Origin of the sequence: Bacillus sp. B28 (assembly GCF_029536185.1) — a bacterium.
GTDB classification, from domain to species: Bacteria; Bacillota; Bacilli; order Bacillales; family Bacillaceae; genus Bacillus; species Bacillus halotolerans.
In genome coordinates, this window is record NZ_CP120511.1 from 4,027,003 (window position 1) to 4,045,045 (window position 18,043).

Consider the following 18,043-nt stretch of genomic DNA (forward strand, 5'->3'; position numbering starts at 1 on the left):
TTAGCACAGAAAAAAGCAGACTGTTCCCAGTCTGCTTTTCCCTTACGATCTAAAGAAATCAATCAGCGGCTGAAAATCCTTAGACAAATCAACGTCATTCGGCTCTGCTTGAAGCAGGCGGTCAATCATTTGCTCTAATTCCTCAATATCATTTTTATCTGTGTATTCAATGAAGTTTAAGCTTTCAAGCCAATCCCGGTATGAATGTTTGGCTTTGCCGTAGCTATTTCCAAAGACGAGGCATGGCGTTTTTGTGATAATCGAAAAGATCATAGCGTGAAGGCGGTCTGTCACCACCAATTGACTGGAACCAATGCGGTCGAGCATTTCCATGAAATGCTTTTCCCGATCCTCGTAATCAATCATATCGACCGTATCAAGCACCGTGTCTGTACGCTCCGCATAGGTTGTTTTTTCTGCCCATTTCATCATGTGTGAAATAAAATCTTCATCGGTTACCTTCTCCTTGTCCGCTCTTAAAATAAAAAGAACGCCGTCCCGTTCAAGCTCTTTCGGTACGATATCCAAAGACAGCACCATATCCGGTGTAAAGATGACATCTGAATTGAAGGTTTCTTTCACAACATCGAGCGTCTGTGTCTCCCGCGCGGCAATCGTTAAATTTGGATTTTGATGGTACGCATCCTGTGTTTTTTTCTTTTCTTTGTTTCCGTCCTCTGTATCTTCAAAATAGACGGATTGCGGAAGAGAAATGGATTTATAGTCTTTAAACGCGGCGAAGACCTTCCTTCTGTCCTCCTCAATATCAAGGTAGAGGTTGCCCAGATTTCCTCCGCCGGTAAAGCAGACAATATCGTCTTCACGGATGATCTCCTTCACCAATTCGATGCCTTCGTCCGTCGCGTAGTCCATAATTTCAATATATTCATAGTACGGAAAATGATTTTTAATAAATTTCTCTTCCGCATACGCAATCGCTTGGTCTCCGATGTTTGTGTAACTCGGGGAACCAAACAAAAATACTTTTCGTTTATCGTTTAATAAGGCTTCGGGTTTTACATTCGGCGCGATCCCTTTACCTAGTTTTTTGCCTTTGATTTCTTGTACAGTCATGTCTGTGTCCTCCTTCTAGGTTGTGCTTGGTTATCTGTCTGTACCCAGAAAGGAGGGTGAATATGCACGGGCATGTGCTTGACCGGCTTTATATCAGATACATTGTTTTCGCCAGTTTTAAAGATGCCGCAATGTTTCTTGCCGTTCTTTCCATATTCTCAGCTGCATGCCCAAGTGCGTCTGCAAGGGGCACGGCTCCCGGCACGATGCTGAAAAGGGCGTCCATCCCGTGTGCATAGACCGCATCACTGTCTCGCGAAACTGATCCCGCAAGTCCAATGACAGGCACATCGTATGCCTTAGCCGCTTTGGCCACGCCAATCGGCGTCTTGCCGTAAACTGTCTGGCTGTCAATCCGCCCTTCGCCGGTAATCACAAGATCTGCATCCTGAACCTCGCTTTCAAACTGAACCGCATCGAGGACGATACCAATGCCTCTCTTCAAATCAGCATGGAGAAAAGTAAGCAAACTCCATCCGAGACCCCCTGCTGCACCGGCGCCCTCTGTTTCCCTGAAGCTTGTTTCAAGCGTTGTTTCAGCCACATCCGCAAAGTGAGACAGGTTCTGGTCAAGGATACGCACCATGTCAGGCGTGGCGCCTTTTTGAGGACCGAAAACAGCGGAAGCCCCTCTTGGCCCTGTTAACGGGTTATCCACGTCGCAGGCGACTTCAATTTTCACATTTCGTAATCTGGGATCAAGTCCTTCCACATCTATTGAGGAAAGCTGAGAAAGCGCACCGCCTCCGGGACCGATCTCATGGCCTGATTCATCAAGAAGCCTTCCGCCCAGCGCCTGAACCATTCCGGCTCCGCCATCATTTGTGGCGCTTCCGCCGATTCCGATGATCAAACGCTCTGCACCCGCATCAAGAGCAGCAGCGATTAATTCTCCCGTTCCTTTAGTAGAAGTGACAAGCGGGTTTCTCGTCTCTGCGGGCACAAGATGCAACCCTGATGCGGCAGCCATCTCAATCACAGCTGTTTTTTCGTCTCCCATTATGCCAAAAAACGCTTTAACCGGTTCCCCCAGCGGACCCGTGACAATCTGCTCTTTTATGGTTCCGCCCGTGGCATCAATTAATGACTGGACAGTCCCCTCACCGCCGTCCGCCATCGGCAGCTTCCGATATTCGGCATCGGGGAAAACCGTTTTGAAGCCTCTTTCTATGGCGTGAGCAGCCTCCAACGCTGATAAGCTTTCCTTAAAAGAATCCGGTGCAATAATGATTTTCATCCAATCGCCTCTTTCAAAAAGTGATGATTTACACTGTCTTTTCTTCAATTTACCACAATTGATTTGGGCATATATACCAATTTATCAGGAAAAATTTTATTAAAAATTAGAAATGAAAGTGTTTGCATTAATAAAACATTCACGTTATCATACTTGTATACAAGTATACTCCTTAGTGAGGAAGGTGAGCATATGCTAGACTCCAAGGACCTGTTGTATCCCGCAAAATGGCTTTCAAAAGCGTCAACCGGCGTTCGCGTCGCATGCGAGCTGAGAATGCGGATTATTTCAGGCATGATTGAAAGCGGTACCATTCTATCAGAAAATACAATCGCGGCTGAGTTTTCAGTAAGCCGTTCGCCGGTTCGCGAAGCGTTAAAAATACTGGCTTCCGAAAAAATGATCCGTTTAGAACGAATGGGAGCGGTTGTGATTGGGTTAACTGAAAAGGAAATCGCAGAAATATATGACGTGCGTTTATTATTAGAAACATTTGTCTTTGAACGGCTGGTCAAAATCGACATTGAGCCTTTAGTCAAAGATCTCAGCAAGATTCTAGAAATAATGAAAGTCTCCATCAAATACGAGGACGCGGACGAGTTTTCATTTCAGGATGTGTTATTCCATGAAACGATTATCCGCGCCATTGATCACTCATACATTCAGATGATCTGGAACAATCTAAAACCCGTAATGGAAAGCTTTATTCTTTTATCTATGCGGGTACGGTTAAAGGAAAAGTACGAAGATTTCTCAAGGATTCTGGATAACCATGAGCTTTATATTCAAGCAATCAAAACAAAGGACAGGGCGCTGATGGTTCAGTCTCTGCACCAGAATTTTGACGATGTGCAAGAAAAAGTAGAGGACCTCTGGCTCTCACAACAAATGCTGGCAAAAGGAGCTGAACACAAAAATGACTAGTTATATGTTAGGAATCGATATCGGTACGACCAGCACAAAGGCTGTATTATTCACTGAAAACGGAGACGTGGTACAAAAAGAAAGCATCGGCTACCCGCTCCATACGCCAGACATCTCAACGGCTGAACAAAACCCGGAATTGATTTTTCAGGCTGTCATCCATACAACTGCAAAAATCACGAAACAGCACCCGGAAAAACAGATCTCATTTATTTCCTTCAGCAGCGCCATGCACAGCGTCATTGCCATGGGCGAAAATGATCAGCCTCTGACACCATGCATCACGTGGGCAGACAATCGAAGCGAGGGCTGGGCGCATAAGATCAAAGATGAACTCAACGGGCATGAGGTCTACAAACGAACAGGAACACCCATTCATCCCATGTCACCGTTAAGCAAAATTGCCTGGATCACAAACGAACGGAAAGAAATCGCTTCCAAGGCAAAAAAATATATCGGCATCAAAGAATACATCTTTAAACAGCTGTTTGATGAATATGTCATCGACTATTCCTTAGCATCAGCGACTGGCATGATGAACCTCAAAAGCTTGAATTGGGACGAGGAAGCGTTACACATCGCAGGGATCACGCCGGATCACTTATCCAAACTCGTGCCGACAACCGAGATCTTTCAGCACTGCAGCCCGGAATTAGCCATCCAGATGGGAATCGATCCGGAAACACCTTTTGTCATCGGCGCGAGCGACGGCGTACTGTCCAATCTCGGCGTCAATGCCATTAAAAAAGGAGAAATCGCCGTTACAATCGGTACGAGCGGCGCTATCCGAACCATTATCGACCAGCCGCAAACCGATGAAAAGGGGAGAATTTTCTGCTACGCGTTAACGGACAAGCATTGGGTCATCGGCGGTCCGGTGAACAATGGAGGCATCGTTCTTCGCTGGATCAGAGATGAATTTGCTTCGTCAGAAATCGAAACAGCGACAAGACTGGGAATTGACCCATATGACGTGCTGACGAAGATTGCTGAACGCGTCAGACCGGGTTCTGACGGCCTGCTGTTCCACCCGTATCTTGCCGGGGAACGCGCTCCGTTATGGAACCCGGATGTACGCGGCTCATTTTTCGGCCTGACCATGTCACATAAAAAAGAACATATGATACGTGCAGCATTAGAAGGGGTCATTTACAATCTGTACACTGTGTTCCTGGCGCTAACAGAATGCATGGACGGACCGGTCACCCGAATTCAAGCGACTGGCGGCTTTGCAAGATCAGAGGTTTGGCGGCAAATGATGTCGGACATATTCGAATCTGAAGTCGTCGTTCCTGAAAGCTACGAAAGCTCCTGTCTCGGCGCCTGCATTTTAGGCCTGTATGCGACAGGAAAAATCGACTCGTTCGAAGCCGTGTCCGACATGATCGGCAGCACGTACAGACATACGCCAATCGAAGACTCAGCCAAAGAATATAGAACATTAATGCCGATATTCATCAATCTATCAAGATCATTAGAAAATCAATATACCCAAATTGCAAATTATCAAAGAAGCCTAATTACACACAAATAGCACATGACATGAAGGGGAGGGCATTATCATGCCGTTAATCATTGTTGCACTTGGGATTTTGGCATTACTATTTTTAATTATGGGCTTGAAATTAAATACATTTATTTCCTTATTAGTTGTATCATTCGGCGTGGCACTGGCACTTGGGATGCCGTTTGATAAAGTTGTCAGCTCCATTGAAGAAGGTATAGGGGGGACACTTGGCCACATCGCACTCATCTTCGGACTCGGTGCGATGCTGGGCAAGCTGATTGCTGACTCAGGCGGCGCACAGCGTATAGCAATGACGCTCGTCAACAAATTCGGCGAGAAAAATATACAGTGGGCTGTTGTGATTGCTTCCTTTATTATCGGAATCGCGTTGTTCTTTGAAGTAGGATTGGTTCTATTAATCCCGATCGTATTCGCGATTTCAAGAGAATTGAAGATTTCTATTTTATATCTCGGTATTCCGATGGTCGCAGCATTATCCGTCACACACGGATTCCTGCCGCCGCACCCGGGACCGACAGCAATTGCCGGAGAATACGGCGCAAATATCGGGGAAGTGCTGCTGTACGGCTTCATTGTTGCTGTTCCGACAGTCCTGATTGCAGGGCCAATATTTACAAAGTTCGCGAAAAAAATCGTTCCTGCATCATTTGCGAAAAACGGAAATATCTCGTCACTCGGCACACAAAAAACATTCAAGCTTGAGGAAACACCAGGCTTTGGAATCAGTGTGTTTACAGCAATGCTTCCGATTATCATCATGTCGATCGCAACCATCATTGATTTGCTTCAGGAAACAATAGGATTTGCGGATAACGGTCTTCTGGCTTTCATCCGTTTGATCGGGAATGCATCGACTGCCATGATCATCTCACTGCTCGTTGCTGTTTACACAATGGGAATCGCACGCAACATTCCAATGAAAACCGTCATGGACTCTTGTTCAACAGCCATCTCGCAAATTGGCATGATGCTGCTGATCATCGGGGGAGGCGGCGCCTTTAAACAAGTGTTAATCAACGGCGGTGTCGGCGACTACGTAGCGGATTTATTCAAAGAAACGGCATTATCGCCGATTCTGCTGGCATGGCTCATCGCAGCGATCCTGCGCATCTCCTTAGGATCAGCAACCGTTGCCGCATTAAGCACGACGGGACTCGTCATTCCATTGCTGGGACAGTCCGATGCCAACCTTGCATTAGTGGTGCTCGCAACAGGCGCAGGAAGCGTCATCGCTTCACACGTCAACGATGCCGGCTTCTGGATGTTCAAAGAATACTTTGGATTAAGCATGAAAGAAACATTTGCCACATGGACCTTGCTGGAAACAATTATCTCCGTTGCTGGACTAGGATTTATATTATTGTTAAGTTTAGTTGTATGAAATTAATGAAGGAGATGTAACACACATGTTCAATACAATTGGTGTCATAGGCTTAGGCGTAATGGGAAGCAATATCGCCTTAAACATGGCAAATAAAGGCGAAAAAGTCGCCGTCTATAATTACACCAGAGATTTAACGGACCAGCTTATGAAAAAGCTGGATGGACAATCGCTGAGCCCGTACTACGAGCTTCAAGATTTTGTTCAATCACTAGAAACACCCAGAAAAATCTTTCTGATGGTCACAGCAGGAAAGCCGGTTGATTCCGTCATCCATTCGTTAATGCCTTTGCTTGAAGAAGGAGACGTCATCATGGACGGAGGCAACTCCCACTACGAAGACACAGAAAGAAGATATGACGAGCTGAAGGAAAAAGGAATCGGCTACTTGGGAATCGGCATTTCCGGCGGTGAAGTCGGTGCATTAAAAGGACCTTCCATCATGCCGGGCGGAGATCGAGACGTCTATGAAAAAGCCGCTCCGATCCTGACCAAAATCGCCGCACAAGTCGGAGAAGACCCATGCTGTGTCTACATCGGACCAAAAGGGGCAGGGCACTTTACAAAAATGGTGCACAACGGCATTGAGTATGCAGATATGCAGCTTATTGCTGAAGCCTATACATTTCTTAGAGAAACGCTTCGTCTGCCGCTCGAAGAAATCGCCAGCATCTTTGAAACGTGGAATCAAGGTGAGCTGAAAAGCTATTTAATAGAGATTACAGCTGAGATTTTACGCAAAAAAGACGAAAAAACAGGGCAGCCGCTGATCGATGTCATTCTTGATAAAACCGGCCAGAAAGGCACAGGAAAATGGACAAGCATGCAAGCTATTGATAACGGCATTCCATCCGCTATTATCACCGAGTCCTTGTTTGCCCGCTACCTGTCGTCCTTAAAAGAAGAACGTATGGCGGCTGAACAAGTGTTAGCCGGTCCGGAAACAGAGGAAAAACATTACGATAAGGATCTCTGGATTGAATACGTCAGACAAGCCTTATACATGGGAAAAGTATGCGCCTACGCACAAGGCTTTGCTCAATATAAAATGTCATCTGAGCTTTACGGATGGAATCTGCCGCTTAAAGACATCGCTTTAATTTTCCGCGGCGGCTGCATCATCCGCGCGGATTTCCTGAACGTCATCAGCGAGGCATTCCAAGAGCAGCCAGATCTCTCAAACCTGCTGATTGCACCTTATTTTTCAGAAAAGCTTAAAGCTTATCAGACAGGCATGCGAAAAGTCGTTTGCGAGGGAATCAGCGCCGGAAGCGCATTCCCATGCTTAAGCACCGCGCTCTCTTACTACGACGGCTACCGCACAGGGCGTTCCAACGCCAACCTATTACAGGCGCAGCGCGATTATTTCGGCGCCCATACGTACGAGCGGACAGATATGGACGGCGTTTTCCATACCAATTGGTCTGATGATGCAAACTAATAGATAAGGCTGACAGCTGGAGTTTTTATACCAGCTGCCAGCTTTTTTTATAGGATAAACTCACATATCACAACTAATTGAGAATCAGACATATAAAATTTGAATATTTGTCAAAGAGCAATTTATGCTGATCACACCAGCACTTTCCTTCACGATGAAAGGAAAAAGAGAAAATAATTAAGGGGTTTTGTCTTGACAAAAAATATATATTAATTAATAATTCATATATAATTAGAATTATTATTGAAAGCACTACTGCTTTCTAAACCATTTTTAGGAGGAATAACATTATGTCTTTAATCGGTAAAGAAGTACAACCATTCGAAGCAAAAGCATTCAAAAACGGTGAATTCATCGATGTAACAAACGAATCTCTAAAAGGTCAATGGAGCGTATTCTGCTTCTACCCAGCAGATTTCTCTTTCGTATGCCCAACTGAGCTTGAAGATCTTCAAAACCAATACGCTGCACTTAAAGAATTAGGTGTTGAAGTGTACTCTATCTCTACAGATACTCACTTCGTACACAAAGGCTGGCATGACAGCTCTGAAAAAATCGGCAAAATCACTTACGCAATGATCGGTGACCCATCTCAAACGATCTCTCGCAACTTCGATGTTCTTGACGAAGAAACTGGTCTTGCTGACCGCGGAACATTCATCATCGATCCAGATGGCGTGATCCAAACTGTTGAAATCAATGCAGGCGGTATCGGTCGTGACGCAAGCAACCTGATCAGCAAAGTAAAAGCAGCACAATACGTTCGTCAAAACCCAGGTGAAGTTTGCCCGGCTAAATGGGAAGAAGGCGGCGAAACTCTTACACCTAGCCTTGATCTAGTAGGTAAAATCTAAGGAGTGCATTCAATTGGTACTTGATCCAAATATCAAAGCACAATTAAATCAGTACATGCAGCTAATTGAGAACGACATTGTTCTCAAAGTGAGTGCAGGTGAAGATGACACTTCTAAGGACATGCTGGCTCTCGTTGATGAGCTGGCTTCCATGTCATCAAAAATTTCAGTTGAAAAAGCTGAATTAAACAGAACGCCAAGCTTCAGTGTGAACCGCGCCGGAGAAGACACTGGCGTCACTTTCGCCGGTATTCCTCTTGGACACGAATTCACTTCTTTAGTGTTGGCATTGCTGCAAGTGAGCGGCAGACCGCCTAAGGTAGATCAGAAAGTCATTGATCAGGTGAAGAAGATCAGCGGTGAATACCACTTTGAATCTTATATCAGCCTGACATGCCACAACTGTCCTGATGTTGTACAAGCTTTAAACATGATGAGCGTGCTGAACCCGAACATTACGCACACAATGATCGACGGTGCGGCATACAAATCAGAAGTTGAAAGCAAAAACATCATGGCAGTGCCTACGGTTTACCTAAACGGCGAATCCTTCGGAAGCGGCCGTATGACCCTCGAAGAGATTCTTGCGAAAATGGGCAGCGGCGCAGATGCATCTGAGTTCGCTGACAAAGATCCTTACGATGTTCTTGTTGTCGGCGGCGGGCCTGCCGGCGCAAGTGCAGCCATTTATACGGCACGTAAAGGAATCCGCACAGGTGTTGTCGCTGAACGCTTCGGCGGACAGGTTCTCGACACAATGAGCATCGAAAACTTCATCAGCGTAAAAGCAACTGAAGGACCGAAGCTTGCTGCAAGTCTTGAAGAGCACGTGAAGGAATATGATATTGATGTCATGAACCTTCAGCGCGCAAAACGACTTGAGAAAAAAGATCTGTTCGAACTTGAACTCGAAAACGGTGCTGTCCTGAAGAGTAAAACAGTTATCCTTTCAACAGGTGCCCGCTGGCGCAATGTCAACGTACCTGGTGAACAAGAGTTCAAAAACAAAGGTGTTGCTTACTGCCCGCACTGTGATGGCCCATTGTTTGAAGGCAAAGACGTAGCCGTTATCGGCGGCGGAAACTCTGGTATCGAAGCAGCGATTGATCTTGCAGGTATTGTCAATCACGTCACTGTGCTAGAGTTCGCGCCGGAACTGAAGGCAGACGAAGTCTTGCAAAAACGTCTCTACAGCCTGCCAAACGTCACTGTACTCAAAAATGCACAAACAAAAGAAATCACAGGCGATCAAAGCGTAAACGGCATCACGTACACAGACCGCGAAACAGGCGAAGAAAAACACGTTGAACTCCAAGGTGTATTCGTCCAAATCGGTCTCGTGCCAAACACAGAATGGTTAGACGAAACCGTTGAGCGCAACCGCATCGGCGAAATCGTAGTCGACAAAAATGGCGCTACAAGCGTCCCAGGCTTATTCGCTGCCGGCGACTGCACAGACGGTCCTTACAACCAAATCATTATTTCAATGGGATCAGGAGCAACTGCCGCTTTAGGCGCGTTTGACTACCTAATCCGTAACTAATATAAGAAATCCGCTATATTGCCAGATTGGCAGGATAGCGGATTTTTCTTATTTTATAGAAAAAAAACCGAACCAGGCACTTCAGTAAAAGTGCTTGATTCGAGCCAGCTTCTTATAGTTCCTCGCCATTCGTTTGAATGACGTTTTTGTACCACTCAAATGAATCTTTTTTATATCGCTTCATGGATCCGTTTCCTTCATTGTCACGATTAACATAGATCATGCCGTAGCGTTTTTTCATTTCGCCCGTTGTGAAGGGAGACAATATCAATAATGCCCAACGGCGTGTAGCCGATTAAATCCACACCATCGTACGTGACCGCTTTTGCCAGTGCTTCAATATGTGATCTCAAATATTGAATTCGTTCCGGATCATGGATCTTGCCGTCCTCCTCCAGCGTACCACCGCGCCAAAGCCGTTTTCAACAATGAATAACGGAATTTGGTATCGGTCATAAAACGATTTAACGTATATCTTAGCCCGGTTGGATCAATCGCCCATCCCCAGTCACTCGATGTGATGTACGGATTTTCGACACCATTCGGCAAGCCGCCGTTGACAATACCGCCCGTATTATCATTCTTCACATCGCTTTCAGCTCAGAGGAAGCGGCATCTTCGTCAGAAAACATAAACGAAAAGGCTATATCAGCCTCCTGTCCAACCAGGGATTTAAAAAAGACCTCGAGGATTTCAACGTCACCTCAAAAGTCATCGAACTGGACGTGAGAAAGCCAACACCGGAAGCGGCGGAAAACCTGAACATCGAAATGGACGAGGACATCTACTATGTCAAAAGGGTCCGCTACATCAACGGCCAGACCCTTTGCTACGAAGAATCCTATTACAACAAATCCATCGTAACGTATTTAAACAACGAAATCGTCTCCCACTCCACCTTCCATTACATTCGGGAAGGACTGGGACTGAAAATTGTTTTTCTGATTTGTTTCTGCACGTGGGCCAGCTTAATGAGGAGGAAGCGAAGTATTTGGAGCTAGAGGCTGGACTGCCGAAGCTGTATATAGAAAGTATTTTTCACCTGACGAATGGGCAGCCGTTTGATTACTCGAAGATTTCTTATAATTATGAGCAGTCGCAGTTTGCGGTGCAGACTAATAGTTTTTTGCTGTAGGACCAATTATTGAAAAGACCAAGAAAATTCATCCTTGGTCTTTTCTGTGTACATTCGTTCTTTTTTACGCGTAAAAACCTTGGTGTTTATTGATGTTCTAGTACAACCTGTACATCATCCGTTTTCATTTCATCAAAATAACTTGTAAACTCAGAAACACCCGAATAAGAAATACAAAGGTATTCTTTCGCACGAGTCATACCAATGTACATCAAAGACACGTCCCTTTCCTTATCTTTTTCAAGCTCAAACGGCATTAGATCCGCTTTCACTAAAAAAACAGCCTGAAAATCAAGTCCTTTACTGCTATCAATCGTGCAGATTTTGACTGTGTCTTCTTCTGGATTGAAATTACGCTTAGTGACCTCGTTCTCTGCAATCCAGTTATATGGAATCCCTTCTGCCTGAAGTGCTCTTTGTATCACTCGAATAATGTTACATGTTTTCGTCCTCTTTACTCGATAAAGAATCGCAATTTCTGAATAAGGTACTCTTTTTTCTACACGGAGATCTGCTATTTGTTTAGCAATCACCCTCATTTCTTCCCCAATCGTATCAAACTTTAATACGGCAGGCTCCGGTCCCTTACGTTTTGTACTTTTAGGAGAGATAATCTCCACACCTTCTGTCTGTCCCTGTTTAACTTTGTTTTTTAAGGCTGAATGCTTCTCATAGAAATTCCAAGCAAACGAAACAATTTGAGATGTATTTCGATAATTGATATTTAATATTTTGGATCTTCCTCTGAAATCCAGTCCTGTATCTTTTACATAGCTCCTCTTACTGCCATAAATAGATTGTGCTCTATCTTCTACCAAAAGTAATGATTTCGTTTCAGGATTCAAACATAAGCTAGCCAAATGAAGCCAATTCCCTTCAAAGTCTTGGCCCTCATCGATTAAAATGGCATCGTACTTTGGAGAGATTGCCTTGCCGTTTTCTAGTTGTTCAATGTATTGATCTATCTTATACGGATTTGTTTTAAGTTCTTTCTTGAGCCATTGATGAAAATTAAAAATCTGCACATTCTTAGGAACTTGGGGTTCCTCATATTTTCCTTCTTCGATATATATGGAGTCAATTAAGTTTTCTGGATCAGCATACTTAGACCGAACCATTTGAGTTATATTTTGCGCCAAAGAAATGTTGAAACAGAGAATTAATATCTTCCAATCTGGGTGATTCTTTGCTAGCATTTTTGCACGGCTGGCCAAAATCAAAGTTTTGCCGCTGCCAGCCACTCCACGAATTAACCGGTGTTTATCACCAATTTGCTTAGCCATATTTTCTTGATGCAGATCCATTGTTTTTATATCACGTAGTGATAAGAGGAGCTGATCGCGATACGGAACAGGTTCTTTAAACTCTGCCCCAAGACGAACTTCAGGGAACAGATAGTAACGAATGGTGTTTATATCTTCATATGTAAGGGGATCTTTCAGTTGGAATGGAACATGAAACATTTGAAGCAATTTTTCTATTAACACTTCTTCAGAAAACTGGTCGCTGTCGGGATCTATTTGATCACGAGCTAAAATAAATTCTGGATCAATCACTTCATACACTTGTTTTTCCAGTAGGTGAACTTCATCTAACCTCGTAAACACTACACCATAGCCATATGGAAATTTCAATTTAAATTGATATTTACCCTCCATATATATTAAATTTTTATCTTTTTTTAGTACATCGGTTATTTTAAATGCATACTCCCTTGCTTGTTTTAATGGACTCTTTACACTATGCAGATCACCAGATGAATTCCGAATGGTCCAGTCATCTTTAGTGAAATGATAAAACGTATTTTTCGTGTAATCCTTGACTTCTAGCACGAGCAATCCTAGGTCAGGCCCAATGATAACAAAATCAGGACGTACACCTTTAATTTCAGGTTCATAGTAAACGATATAATCATCTGGTAGATGCTCCTTTAGTGTACGAAACAATAACCTCTCTCCCGCTGTGGCCGTGCTTCGAATTGATTCAGGTACCGTTATGGCCATTTTTACCGACTCCTTTATCTGAAATATCATATATTTAAATTATCGGAAACTCCCGAGTAAAATAAAGGAAATTATTTTAAAAATAAAACATCCTTATTGTGAAGGATGCTTTGAGTTATATATCACTTTGTGCTGGCTCTCTGGAAATAAATGATTCAATATTTTCAATACGATAAGCTGTATAGGGATGAGTCGAAGCTAATAAAGCTAAAAATCCTTTTCTCGACTCAATATTTTCACGCTCTAAATCATAAAAAAATGAAAGAAGTTCCTGGCCATAACCTGCTTTAGCTGCAACTTCATCAGCTCTATACTCAAAATCCCTGCTTCCAAAGTTAACAAAATAAAAACCCATACGAAAATATTGCACTTGAGCCAAATTAACCATTTTAAAGAATAACTTAAAAAGTCCTGTTGTAACCGTAGCATTTGAACCGCCTAAAAAACCTTCAAAGAATGCGAAAATAAGAGAAAGAAAAAATCCAATAATATACAAGGGTAACAATGCTGCAGTTAAAGCAGCAAAGCCTGCGTTAAATAAAGTAAAGTGAAGAGTATCTTTATTAGCTAAATGTCCATATTCGTGCGCTACAACTGCTTTCAACTGCCCCTCCGTTAATTGATTCATCGCAGCGCTCGTAATTCCTATTGTTTTAAATCCTAATGCAACAGCATTGGTATCAGCATGGTTTATAACGAAAACATCCGCTTTTTTTAAGGTTGGATATTGTCTTTGAACATTACGATAAACTTCATCATTGATGTTTGAAAGATACTGCTTTTCATACAGGGTTGCCGGACGTCTTAAGCCCATTCTAATTCTGTTTTTCCAATCTCCAAAAAAACCGTAATTTAAAATAAAGAAAATCCCATAAACTAATAAAATAAAGCAAGTTGCTTGAAAAGTTTTCACAGGAAAAACAGTTTTAAATAGAAAGATAGAAATAAAAACAGTCAGACATGACCAACCAATGTACGTGTAGTTATATTTACATTTTCTAACTTCCAAGCTAATCACCTTCTTTTATAAATGATGACACTCTATATTATCGGCATTTAGGATAAAATTGTAAAGAGGGCACATTTTATACAATCATTAAAGCCGCTCTGGCTTTATAACATTATTCTTATAATACTCTTTTCCTCTTCTGTTTAAGAATCCCTAGCAACTTCTGAATGTATAGAGCTGAATCCCCTAGACATCTGCCTACCTAAAAAAGGTGCAAGAGAGTGTCTCCCTTGCACCTAATATAGAATACGTCATTTACTTATAATAATTATAATTATTAAATGTAGCGATCATATCTTCTTGTGTCCCTTTGTTTCCGCGGTTCGTATTAAAGTATAACGTGCCATCATCAAAATCAACAGATTCTATCTCGAAAAGTGTATAGGCACTGCTGGTAATCCGGAAAGATAAGTTGTTACGGGTGAACAATTCTTTCGAAAAGTCAGCTGTTGGAGTTGCTTTTTGTTCTTTAATTAAACCATTTATATCCAAAGGATAAGTTAATATAATGCTAACATTAGAGCCATTTCCATTTGCATCTGGTTTTGAAAGCGGCACATATAAGGTTCCTTGATAGAAGGAAATCCCTTGCTGGATGTATTTAGAAACATCTTCTATCTTATTATTAACTATAGCTTTCGTATAATTGAGTTTAAAAGTAGCCTCATAATCAAATCGTCCAGTTTTATCATTAAACGTACCAACAAAAAATCTTTTTCCTGATCTAACGATAAATTTATCTGCTCCTACTGAGTATGTAATTCCACTTATAGATAAATTAGAACCCTTATAATTCAGAACATAAGTTTTAGCAACTTTGTATGTTTTCTTTGTTGTATCTACACTGAGTTTTATTATTTTATTGACATATTTAGTTCCATCTGACATTGGAGCAACATAAATGCTTACATTTTTATCACCTGCAGATGCTTTTACAGCTAAATCATTAGCGTGACCTAAATCATAATTTGCACTATTTGTGTCTGAATTTTTAATTAGTGTAACAGTTCTATTACTCGATGTACTGCTCATTTTAATAGAGAATAATTGAGTTTTTTGAGTTGCACTGTTCAGTTTTGCTGCATAAATAGCATTATTGTTGCGATCCACACACATTCCCTGCATCGCAGTAAAATACCCTGATTTTGATAAAGGTGTATAAGTTGTATACGTGTTAAAGTAACCGGATTGAGCATATACAGTTGTTGCAGCCAAACTGCTTATAGCTAAGACAACCGCCGTTATTAAGACTCTTGGTTTTCTAAACATCCATACTATCCTCCTATATTTTATTTCCAAATTATATATTGAAGAGATTTTATCGTCAATGCATTACCCATTTATGTAAATTCGATTTCTTACCTTATAAACTAAGAAATTGTTTGTTTAACCATTAAATATTGAAAACAAAAAGACCTACCAATGTCTGAGACTTTTGGAGGAAAAATAAATATCTTGGTGATTCAATGTAATGAAATTCAGTATTTTTTATATATAAGGGTTTAACAGGCAAAATATCTCTGTTAGTATGGCAACCAAAGGAGGAGGATAAATGATGCAAAGGATAATGAAGCTAACCACAGTAAAACTGGCAGCCTTGGTATTTCTAGTAGGCGCCCTAGTCCTCCCGGTTTTGCCTAATGTTGCAGATGCCGCAGAACCCCAAGCTACATACAAAGTTGAAAACCTCAACGATAGTGTGTTGAAGATGACGTTCGATCATGCAGATGTTCATATTGACGCTGATGGAAATGCTACACTAAAAGATCACGTAACGGGCGAAGAACAAGTTCTCCCTAAAAGCTCAACTGACAAAAATGGTGATCCTGTTACGCTACAATACGACAAAATCGATCATGGCGTTTTGGTCAAATTCGTAAGCCAAGAACCTGGACAAACCAGCGGTACAGTCAGCACCCAATCGGTTGGCGGCGGTACTCTGGGCCTTGCTGGCGCTGCTGTAGGAACATTCACGATACCCGGCATTGGAACTGTAGGTGCTGGTGCCGTTGGCGGTGCGATGACAGGGGCTGCTGCATCTTGCTTCTAATATAGAACTCTTCTTTCATTAATTATGGAAGGTGGTCCACATGTACAAAATCATCATCCCTGCAATTCTAGCCATCTTCGTGCTCTGGATACTCTTACAAATTTCACTAGAGATGAGCATCGTTAAGAATCCAATGAACTACTTTATCGTATTTATTATCTTTTTCCTCTTTATCAAGATGGTGAAAGAAAAACAACAATAATTTGGGCGATGCAAACAGAACAACATCCTTGCCTTAACAAACTCAGCCAGTCACATGCATTAATCTTGATGTTAATGATATATAGGTGCACATAAAAAGCTACTTCATTGTGAAGTAGCTTCCTTTATTAAATGCCCATTTTGATCCATCTAGTTTTAGAAAAGCGAAGGATAATCGCATTTATGATAATAATTGAAACTAAATACAAAATAATAAATAAAACATCATTACTCCCAAGTGTCATGTTATCAGATTGCAGCACTCTTTCTATTCGGGGATACATAGTGTTACCTGCCTCAAAAGGAGCAATGAAACCAAACGTTTTATTGCTTATAGCTACTAAGATAACAGAAGTCATCCAATAAACGATACTGACACCTATACTAATTAATATATTAGGACATAACATGCTTATAGTTCCGATAATTAGAATATACTGCAGTATAACTGCAGAAAATAAAAAAAGTAATAATGCAAAATGCGAAAAATCATGGTACATCAACGATATGATTAGCAGGCCTAGCGCTATAAATGCAAAACATTCTAAAAATAAAACAGCTATCTTTTTATAAAAGAAAGTATAGATGTTCTCTCCAATTAACTTGTAAAAGAGAATATTTTTGTTTGAATACTCTCTATTAATAAAGAAAGCTATAACAAATGAAAATAACATCAAACCAAACTGGGTCGCAACAGTATAGGAGCTAAAGAAAAACATTTCAGGTGTAACATTGCTGACTTTATCAATTCCAACAAGTAAAAAATAACCCAGCAAAAATAAAAATACAAACATTGCTCCTAAAATAATGATAACTTTGTTGCTAATACTCTTTTTAAACTCTAATTTCATCTCAAGCCCCCACTGTTTTATTACTCGTTTATATACACTTCAATTAATTTATCCACTGAATGATATTGTTGAATTTCTTGGTGATTAAATATATAATAATCCCCTTCTATCACCTTTAAATCAGACAAATCATGTGTAATGTTGATGATAATCTTCTCGGGGTTCTCCTGAATATACTTGTTTAAGAAGCCATGAATCTCTATAACCGTTTTTTTGTCTAATGAATTCGTTATTTCATCCAAAACAATAATATTTTTATCCTCTAATAAGAAACTGAGCAATTTTAATTTTTGCTTTTGTCCATCACTCAAATTTTTGATCAGAACTTTTCCATCAATATTATCCAGATTAAGTAAATGTGCGATTTTATCTATCATTTCTGCATCAAATTTTTTACTCAAAAAGTGTAATAAAAAGTCCTTAGAAACATCATTAGGTATATTCGAAGAGCTGGATATTAAAGAAACATTTTGACGAATATCTCTGCCGATTCTTTTGCTATTATTCAACAAAAAGTCTTTAGCAAGCTGTGATTTACCGACTCCATTTTTTCCGACAACGTGATTAATTTTCCCGCTCGAAAAATGCAAGTCGGTGTCCTGAAGTAACGTTTTGCCTTTCACTTTTAAAGTGTAATTCGCTATATTCATATACATACTCCTAGGAAATATTTGTATTTTTGCGGTACCTCTTTCGTTTCCGGTTTGGAACTGTAAGAAATGTTTTTTGATGATCAATCTGGATATCTTTTACTCTAGTTTACAATATATAACACTCAATGTACAACAACGGCAGTTTCCTCAAGGCAATTC

15 protein-coding genes and 2 pseudogenes are annotated in these 18,043 nt (G+C 41.4%); 9 read left to right on the forward strand and 8 right to left on the reverse strand.

The genetic code is table 11. From position 1 onward, the window contains the following. Positions 1-42 precede the first annotated feature (42 nt). Positions 43-1,074 carry a polysaccharide pyruvyl transferase family protein gene (locus P3L57_RS20075; RefSeq protein WP_059292156.1) on the reverse strand — a complete coding sequence of 344 codons (1,032 nt, stop codon included), beginning with the start codon at positions 1,072-1,074 and terminating at the stop codon, positions 43-45. Positions 1,075-1,162: 88 nt separating this feature from the next. Next, positions 1,163-2,311, reverse strand: coding sequence for a glycerate kinase (locus P3L57_RS20080; RefSeq protein WP_069486665.1), 1,149 nt, complete (start codon positions 2,309-2,311; stop codon positions 1,163-1,165). A 192-nt stretch (positions 2,312-2,503) separates the two neighbouring features. On the opposite strand from P3L57_RS20080, the gene gntR reads away from it, so the two are divergent. From gntR to ahpF, 6 genes are all read left to right on the forward strand, one after another. Continuing rightward, complete coding sequence (gntR, locus tag P3L57_RS20085; protein WP_044160140.1) at positions 2,504-3,235, forward strand: gluconate operon transcriptional repressor GntR; 732 nt, start codon at positions 2,504-2,506, stop codon at positions 3,233-3,235. Further along, on the forward strand, positions 3,228-4,769 hold the full coding sequence (gntK, locus tag P3L57_RS20090) for a gluconokinase (RefSeq protein WP_059292154.1): 1,542 nt from the start codon (positions 3,228-3,230) through the stop codon (positions 4,767-4,769). Before gntR ends, gntK begins: the two co-directional genes overlap by 8 nt. Before the next feature lie 28 nt (positions 4,770-4,797). Next, entirely contained in the window at positions 4,798-6,144 is a 1,347-nt protein-coding gene (gene gntP / locus P3L57_RS20095) for a gluconate permease GntP (RefSeq protein WP_059335302.1), read from the forward strand. A gap of 25 nt (positions 6,145-6,169) precedes the next feature. After that, entirely contained in the window at positions 6,170-7,585 is a 1,416-nt protein-coding gene (gene gnd, locus P3L57_RS20100) for a decarboxylating NADP(+)-dependent phosphogluconate dehydrogenase (protein ID WP_069486664.1), read from the forward strand. A gap of 290 nt (positions 7,586-7,875) precedes the next feature. After that, on the forward strand, positions 7,876-8,439 hold the full coding sequence (gene ahpC, locus P3L57_RS20105; RefSeq protein ID WP_010332567.1) for an alkyl hydroperoxide reductase subunit C: 564 nt from the start codon (positions 7,876-7,878) through the stop codon (positions 8,437-8,439). A gap of 13 nt (positions 8,440-8,452) precedes the next feature. Further along, positions 8,453-9,982 carry an alkyl hydroperoxide reductase subunit F gene (ahpF, locus tag P3L57_RS20110; protein ID WP_044160148.1) on the forward strand — a complete coding sequence of 510 codons (1,530 nt, stop codon included), beginning with the start codon at positions 8,453-8,455 and terminating at the stop codon, positions 9,980-9,982. A 112-nt stretch (positions 9,983-10,094) separates the two neighbouring features. Here the strand turns inward: ahpF and bglA are convergent. Continuing rightward, positions 10,095-10,579 (reverse strand): annotated as a pseudogene (bglA, locus tag P3L57_RS20115) (6-phospho-beta-glucosidase BglA); the annotation flags it as partial. On the opposite strand from bglA, the pseudogene P3L57_RS20120 reads away from it, so the two are divergent. Continuing rightward, positions 10,576-11,117, forward strand: a pseudogene (locus P3L57_RS20120) (GntR family transcriptional regulator); the annotation flags it as partial. The pseudogenes bglA and P3L57_RS20120 sit on opposite strands and share 4 nt — an antisense overlap. An 86-nt stretch (positions 11,118-11,203) precedes the next feature. Here P3L57_RS20120 and P3L57_RS20125 read toward each other — a convergent pair. The 3 genes from P3L57_RS20125 to P3L57_RS20135 all read right to left on the reverse strand — a co-directional run bounded on the left by P3L57_RS20125 (position 11,204) and on the right by P3L57_RS20135 (position 15,398). Further along, positions 11,204-13,120 (reverse strand): 3'-5' exonuclease, encoded by a 1,917-nt coding sequence (locus P3L57_RS20125; protein WP_069486662.1) that lies wholly within the window; start codon positions 13,118-13,120, stop codon positions 11,204-11,206. A 115-nt stretch (positions 13,121-13,235) separates the two neighbouring features. Beyond that, positions 13,236-14,138, reverse strand: coding sequence for a M48 family metalloprotease (locus P3L57_RS20130; protein ID WP_371411787.1), 903 nt, complete (start codon positions 14,136-14,138; stop codon positions 13,236-13,238). A gap of 246 nt (positions 14,139-14,384) precedes the next feature. Then, complete coding sequence (locus tag P3L57_RS20135; RefSeq protein ID WP_069486660.1) at positions 14,385-15,398, reverse strand: hypothetical protein; 1,014 nt, start codon at positions 15,396-15,398, stop codon at positions 14,385-14,387. Positions 15,399-15,684: 286 nt separating this feature from the next. Between P3L57_RS20135 and P3L57_RS20140 the strand changes: the two genes are divergently transcribed. Both P3L57_RS20140 and P3L57_RS20145 read left to right on the forward strand, forming a co-directional pair. Next, positions 15,685-16,179, forward strand: a complete 495-nt coding sequence (locus P3L57_RS20140; RefSeq protein ID WP_069486999.1) for a Pathogenicity island protein — start codon at positions 15,685-15,687, stop codon at positions 16,177-16,179. A 40-nt stretch (positions 16,180-16,219) separates the two neighbouring features. Continuing rightward, positions 16,220-16,381 (forward strand): hypothetical protein, encoded by a 162-nt coding sequence (locus P3L57_RS20145; RefSeq protein WP_041906140.1) that lies wholly within the window; start codon positions 16,220-16,222, stop codon positions 16,379-16,381. A gap of 127 nt (positions 16,382-16,508) precedes the next feature. Here the strand turns inward: P3L57_RS20145 and P3L57_RS20150 are convergent, their stop codons facing one another. Both P3L57_RS20150 and P3L57_RS20155 read right to left on the reverse strand, forming a co-directional pair. Next, positions 16,509-17,231: a peptide ABC transporter permease gene (locus tag P3L57_RS20150; RefSeq protein WP_003226987.1), complete on the reverse strand. Its 723-nt coding sequence runs from the start codon at positions 17,229-17,231 to the stop codon at positions 16,509-16,511. A gap of 20 nt (positions 17,232-17,251) precedes the next feature. Further along, on the reverse strand, positions 17,252-17,881 hold the full coding sequence (locus P3L57_RS20155; RefSeq protein WP_069486659.1) for an ATP-binding cassette domain-containing protein: 630 nt from the start codon (positions 17,879-17,881) through the stop codon (positions 17,252-17,254). Between the last annotated feature and the right edge of the window lie 162 nt (positions 17,882-18,043).

What these genes read in the sequence shown, in the direction of transcription:
- P3L57_RS20135 (WP_069486660.1), bottom strand. Translation starts at nt 15,398, where the DNA reads ATGTTTAGAAAACCAAGAGTCTTAATAACGGCGGTTGTCTTAGCTATA.
- ahpC (WP_010332567.1), top strand. Translation starts at nt 7,876, where the DNA reads ATGTCTTTAATCGGTAAAGAAGTACAACCATTCGAAGCAAAAGCATTC.
- P3L57_RS20145 (WP_041906140.1), top strand. Translation starts at nt 16,220, where the DNA reads ATGTACAAAATCATCATCCCTGCAATTCTAGCCATCTTCGTGCTCTGG.
- P3L57_RS20075 (WP_059292156.1), bottom strand. Translation starts at nt 1,074, where the DNA reads ATGACTGTACAAGAAATCAAAGGCAAAAAACTAGGTAAAGGGATCGCG.
- gnd (WP_069486664.1), top strand. Translation starts at nt 6,170, where the DNA reads ATGTTCAATACAATTGGTGTCATAGGCTTAGGCGTAATGGGAAGCAAT.
- P3L57_RS20155 (WP_069486659.1), bottom strand. Translation starts at nt 17,881, where the DNA reads ATGAATATAGCGAATTACACTTTAAAAGTGAAAGGCAAAACGTTACTT.
- P3L57_RS20140 (WP_069486999.1), top strand. Translation starts at nt 15,685, where the DNA reads ATGCAAAGGATAATGAAGCTAACCACAGTAAAACTGGCAGCCTTGGTA.
- P3L57_RS20150 (WP_003226987.1), bottom strand. Translation starts at nt 17,231, where the DNA reads ATGAAATTAGAGTTTAAAAAGAGTATTAGCAACAAAGTTATCATTATT.
- gntK (WP_059292154.1), top strand. Translation starts at nt 3,228, where the DNA reads ATGACTAGTTATATGTTAGGAATCGATATCGGTACGACCAGCACAAAG.
- gntR (WP_044160140.1), top strand. Translation starts at nt 2,504, where the DNA reads ATGCTAGACTCCAAGGACCTGTTGTATCCCGCAAAATGGCTTTCAAAA.
- P3L57_RS20080 (WP_069486665.1), bottom strand. Translation starts at nt 2,311, where the DNA reads ATGAAAATCATTATTGCACCGGATTCTTTTAAGGAAAGCTTATCAGCG.
- gntP (WP_059335302.1), top strand. Translation starts at nt 4,798, where the DNA reads ATGCCGTTAATCATTGTTGCACTTGGGATTTTGGCATTACTATTTTTA.
- P3L57_RS20125 (WP_069486662.1), bottom strand. Translation starts at nt 13,120, where the DNA reads ATGGCCATAACGGTACCTGAATCAATTCGAAGCACGGCCACAGCGGGA.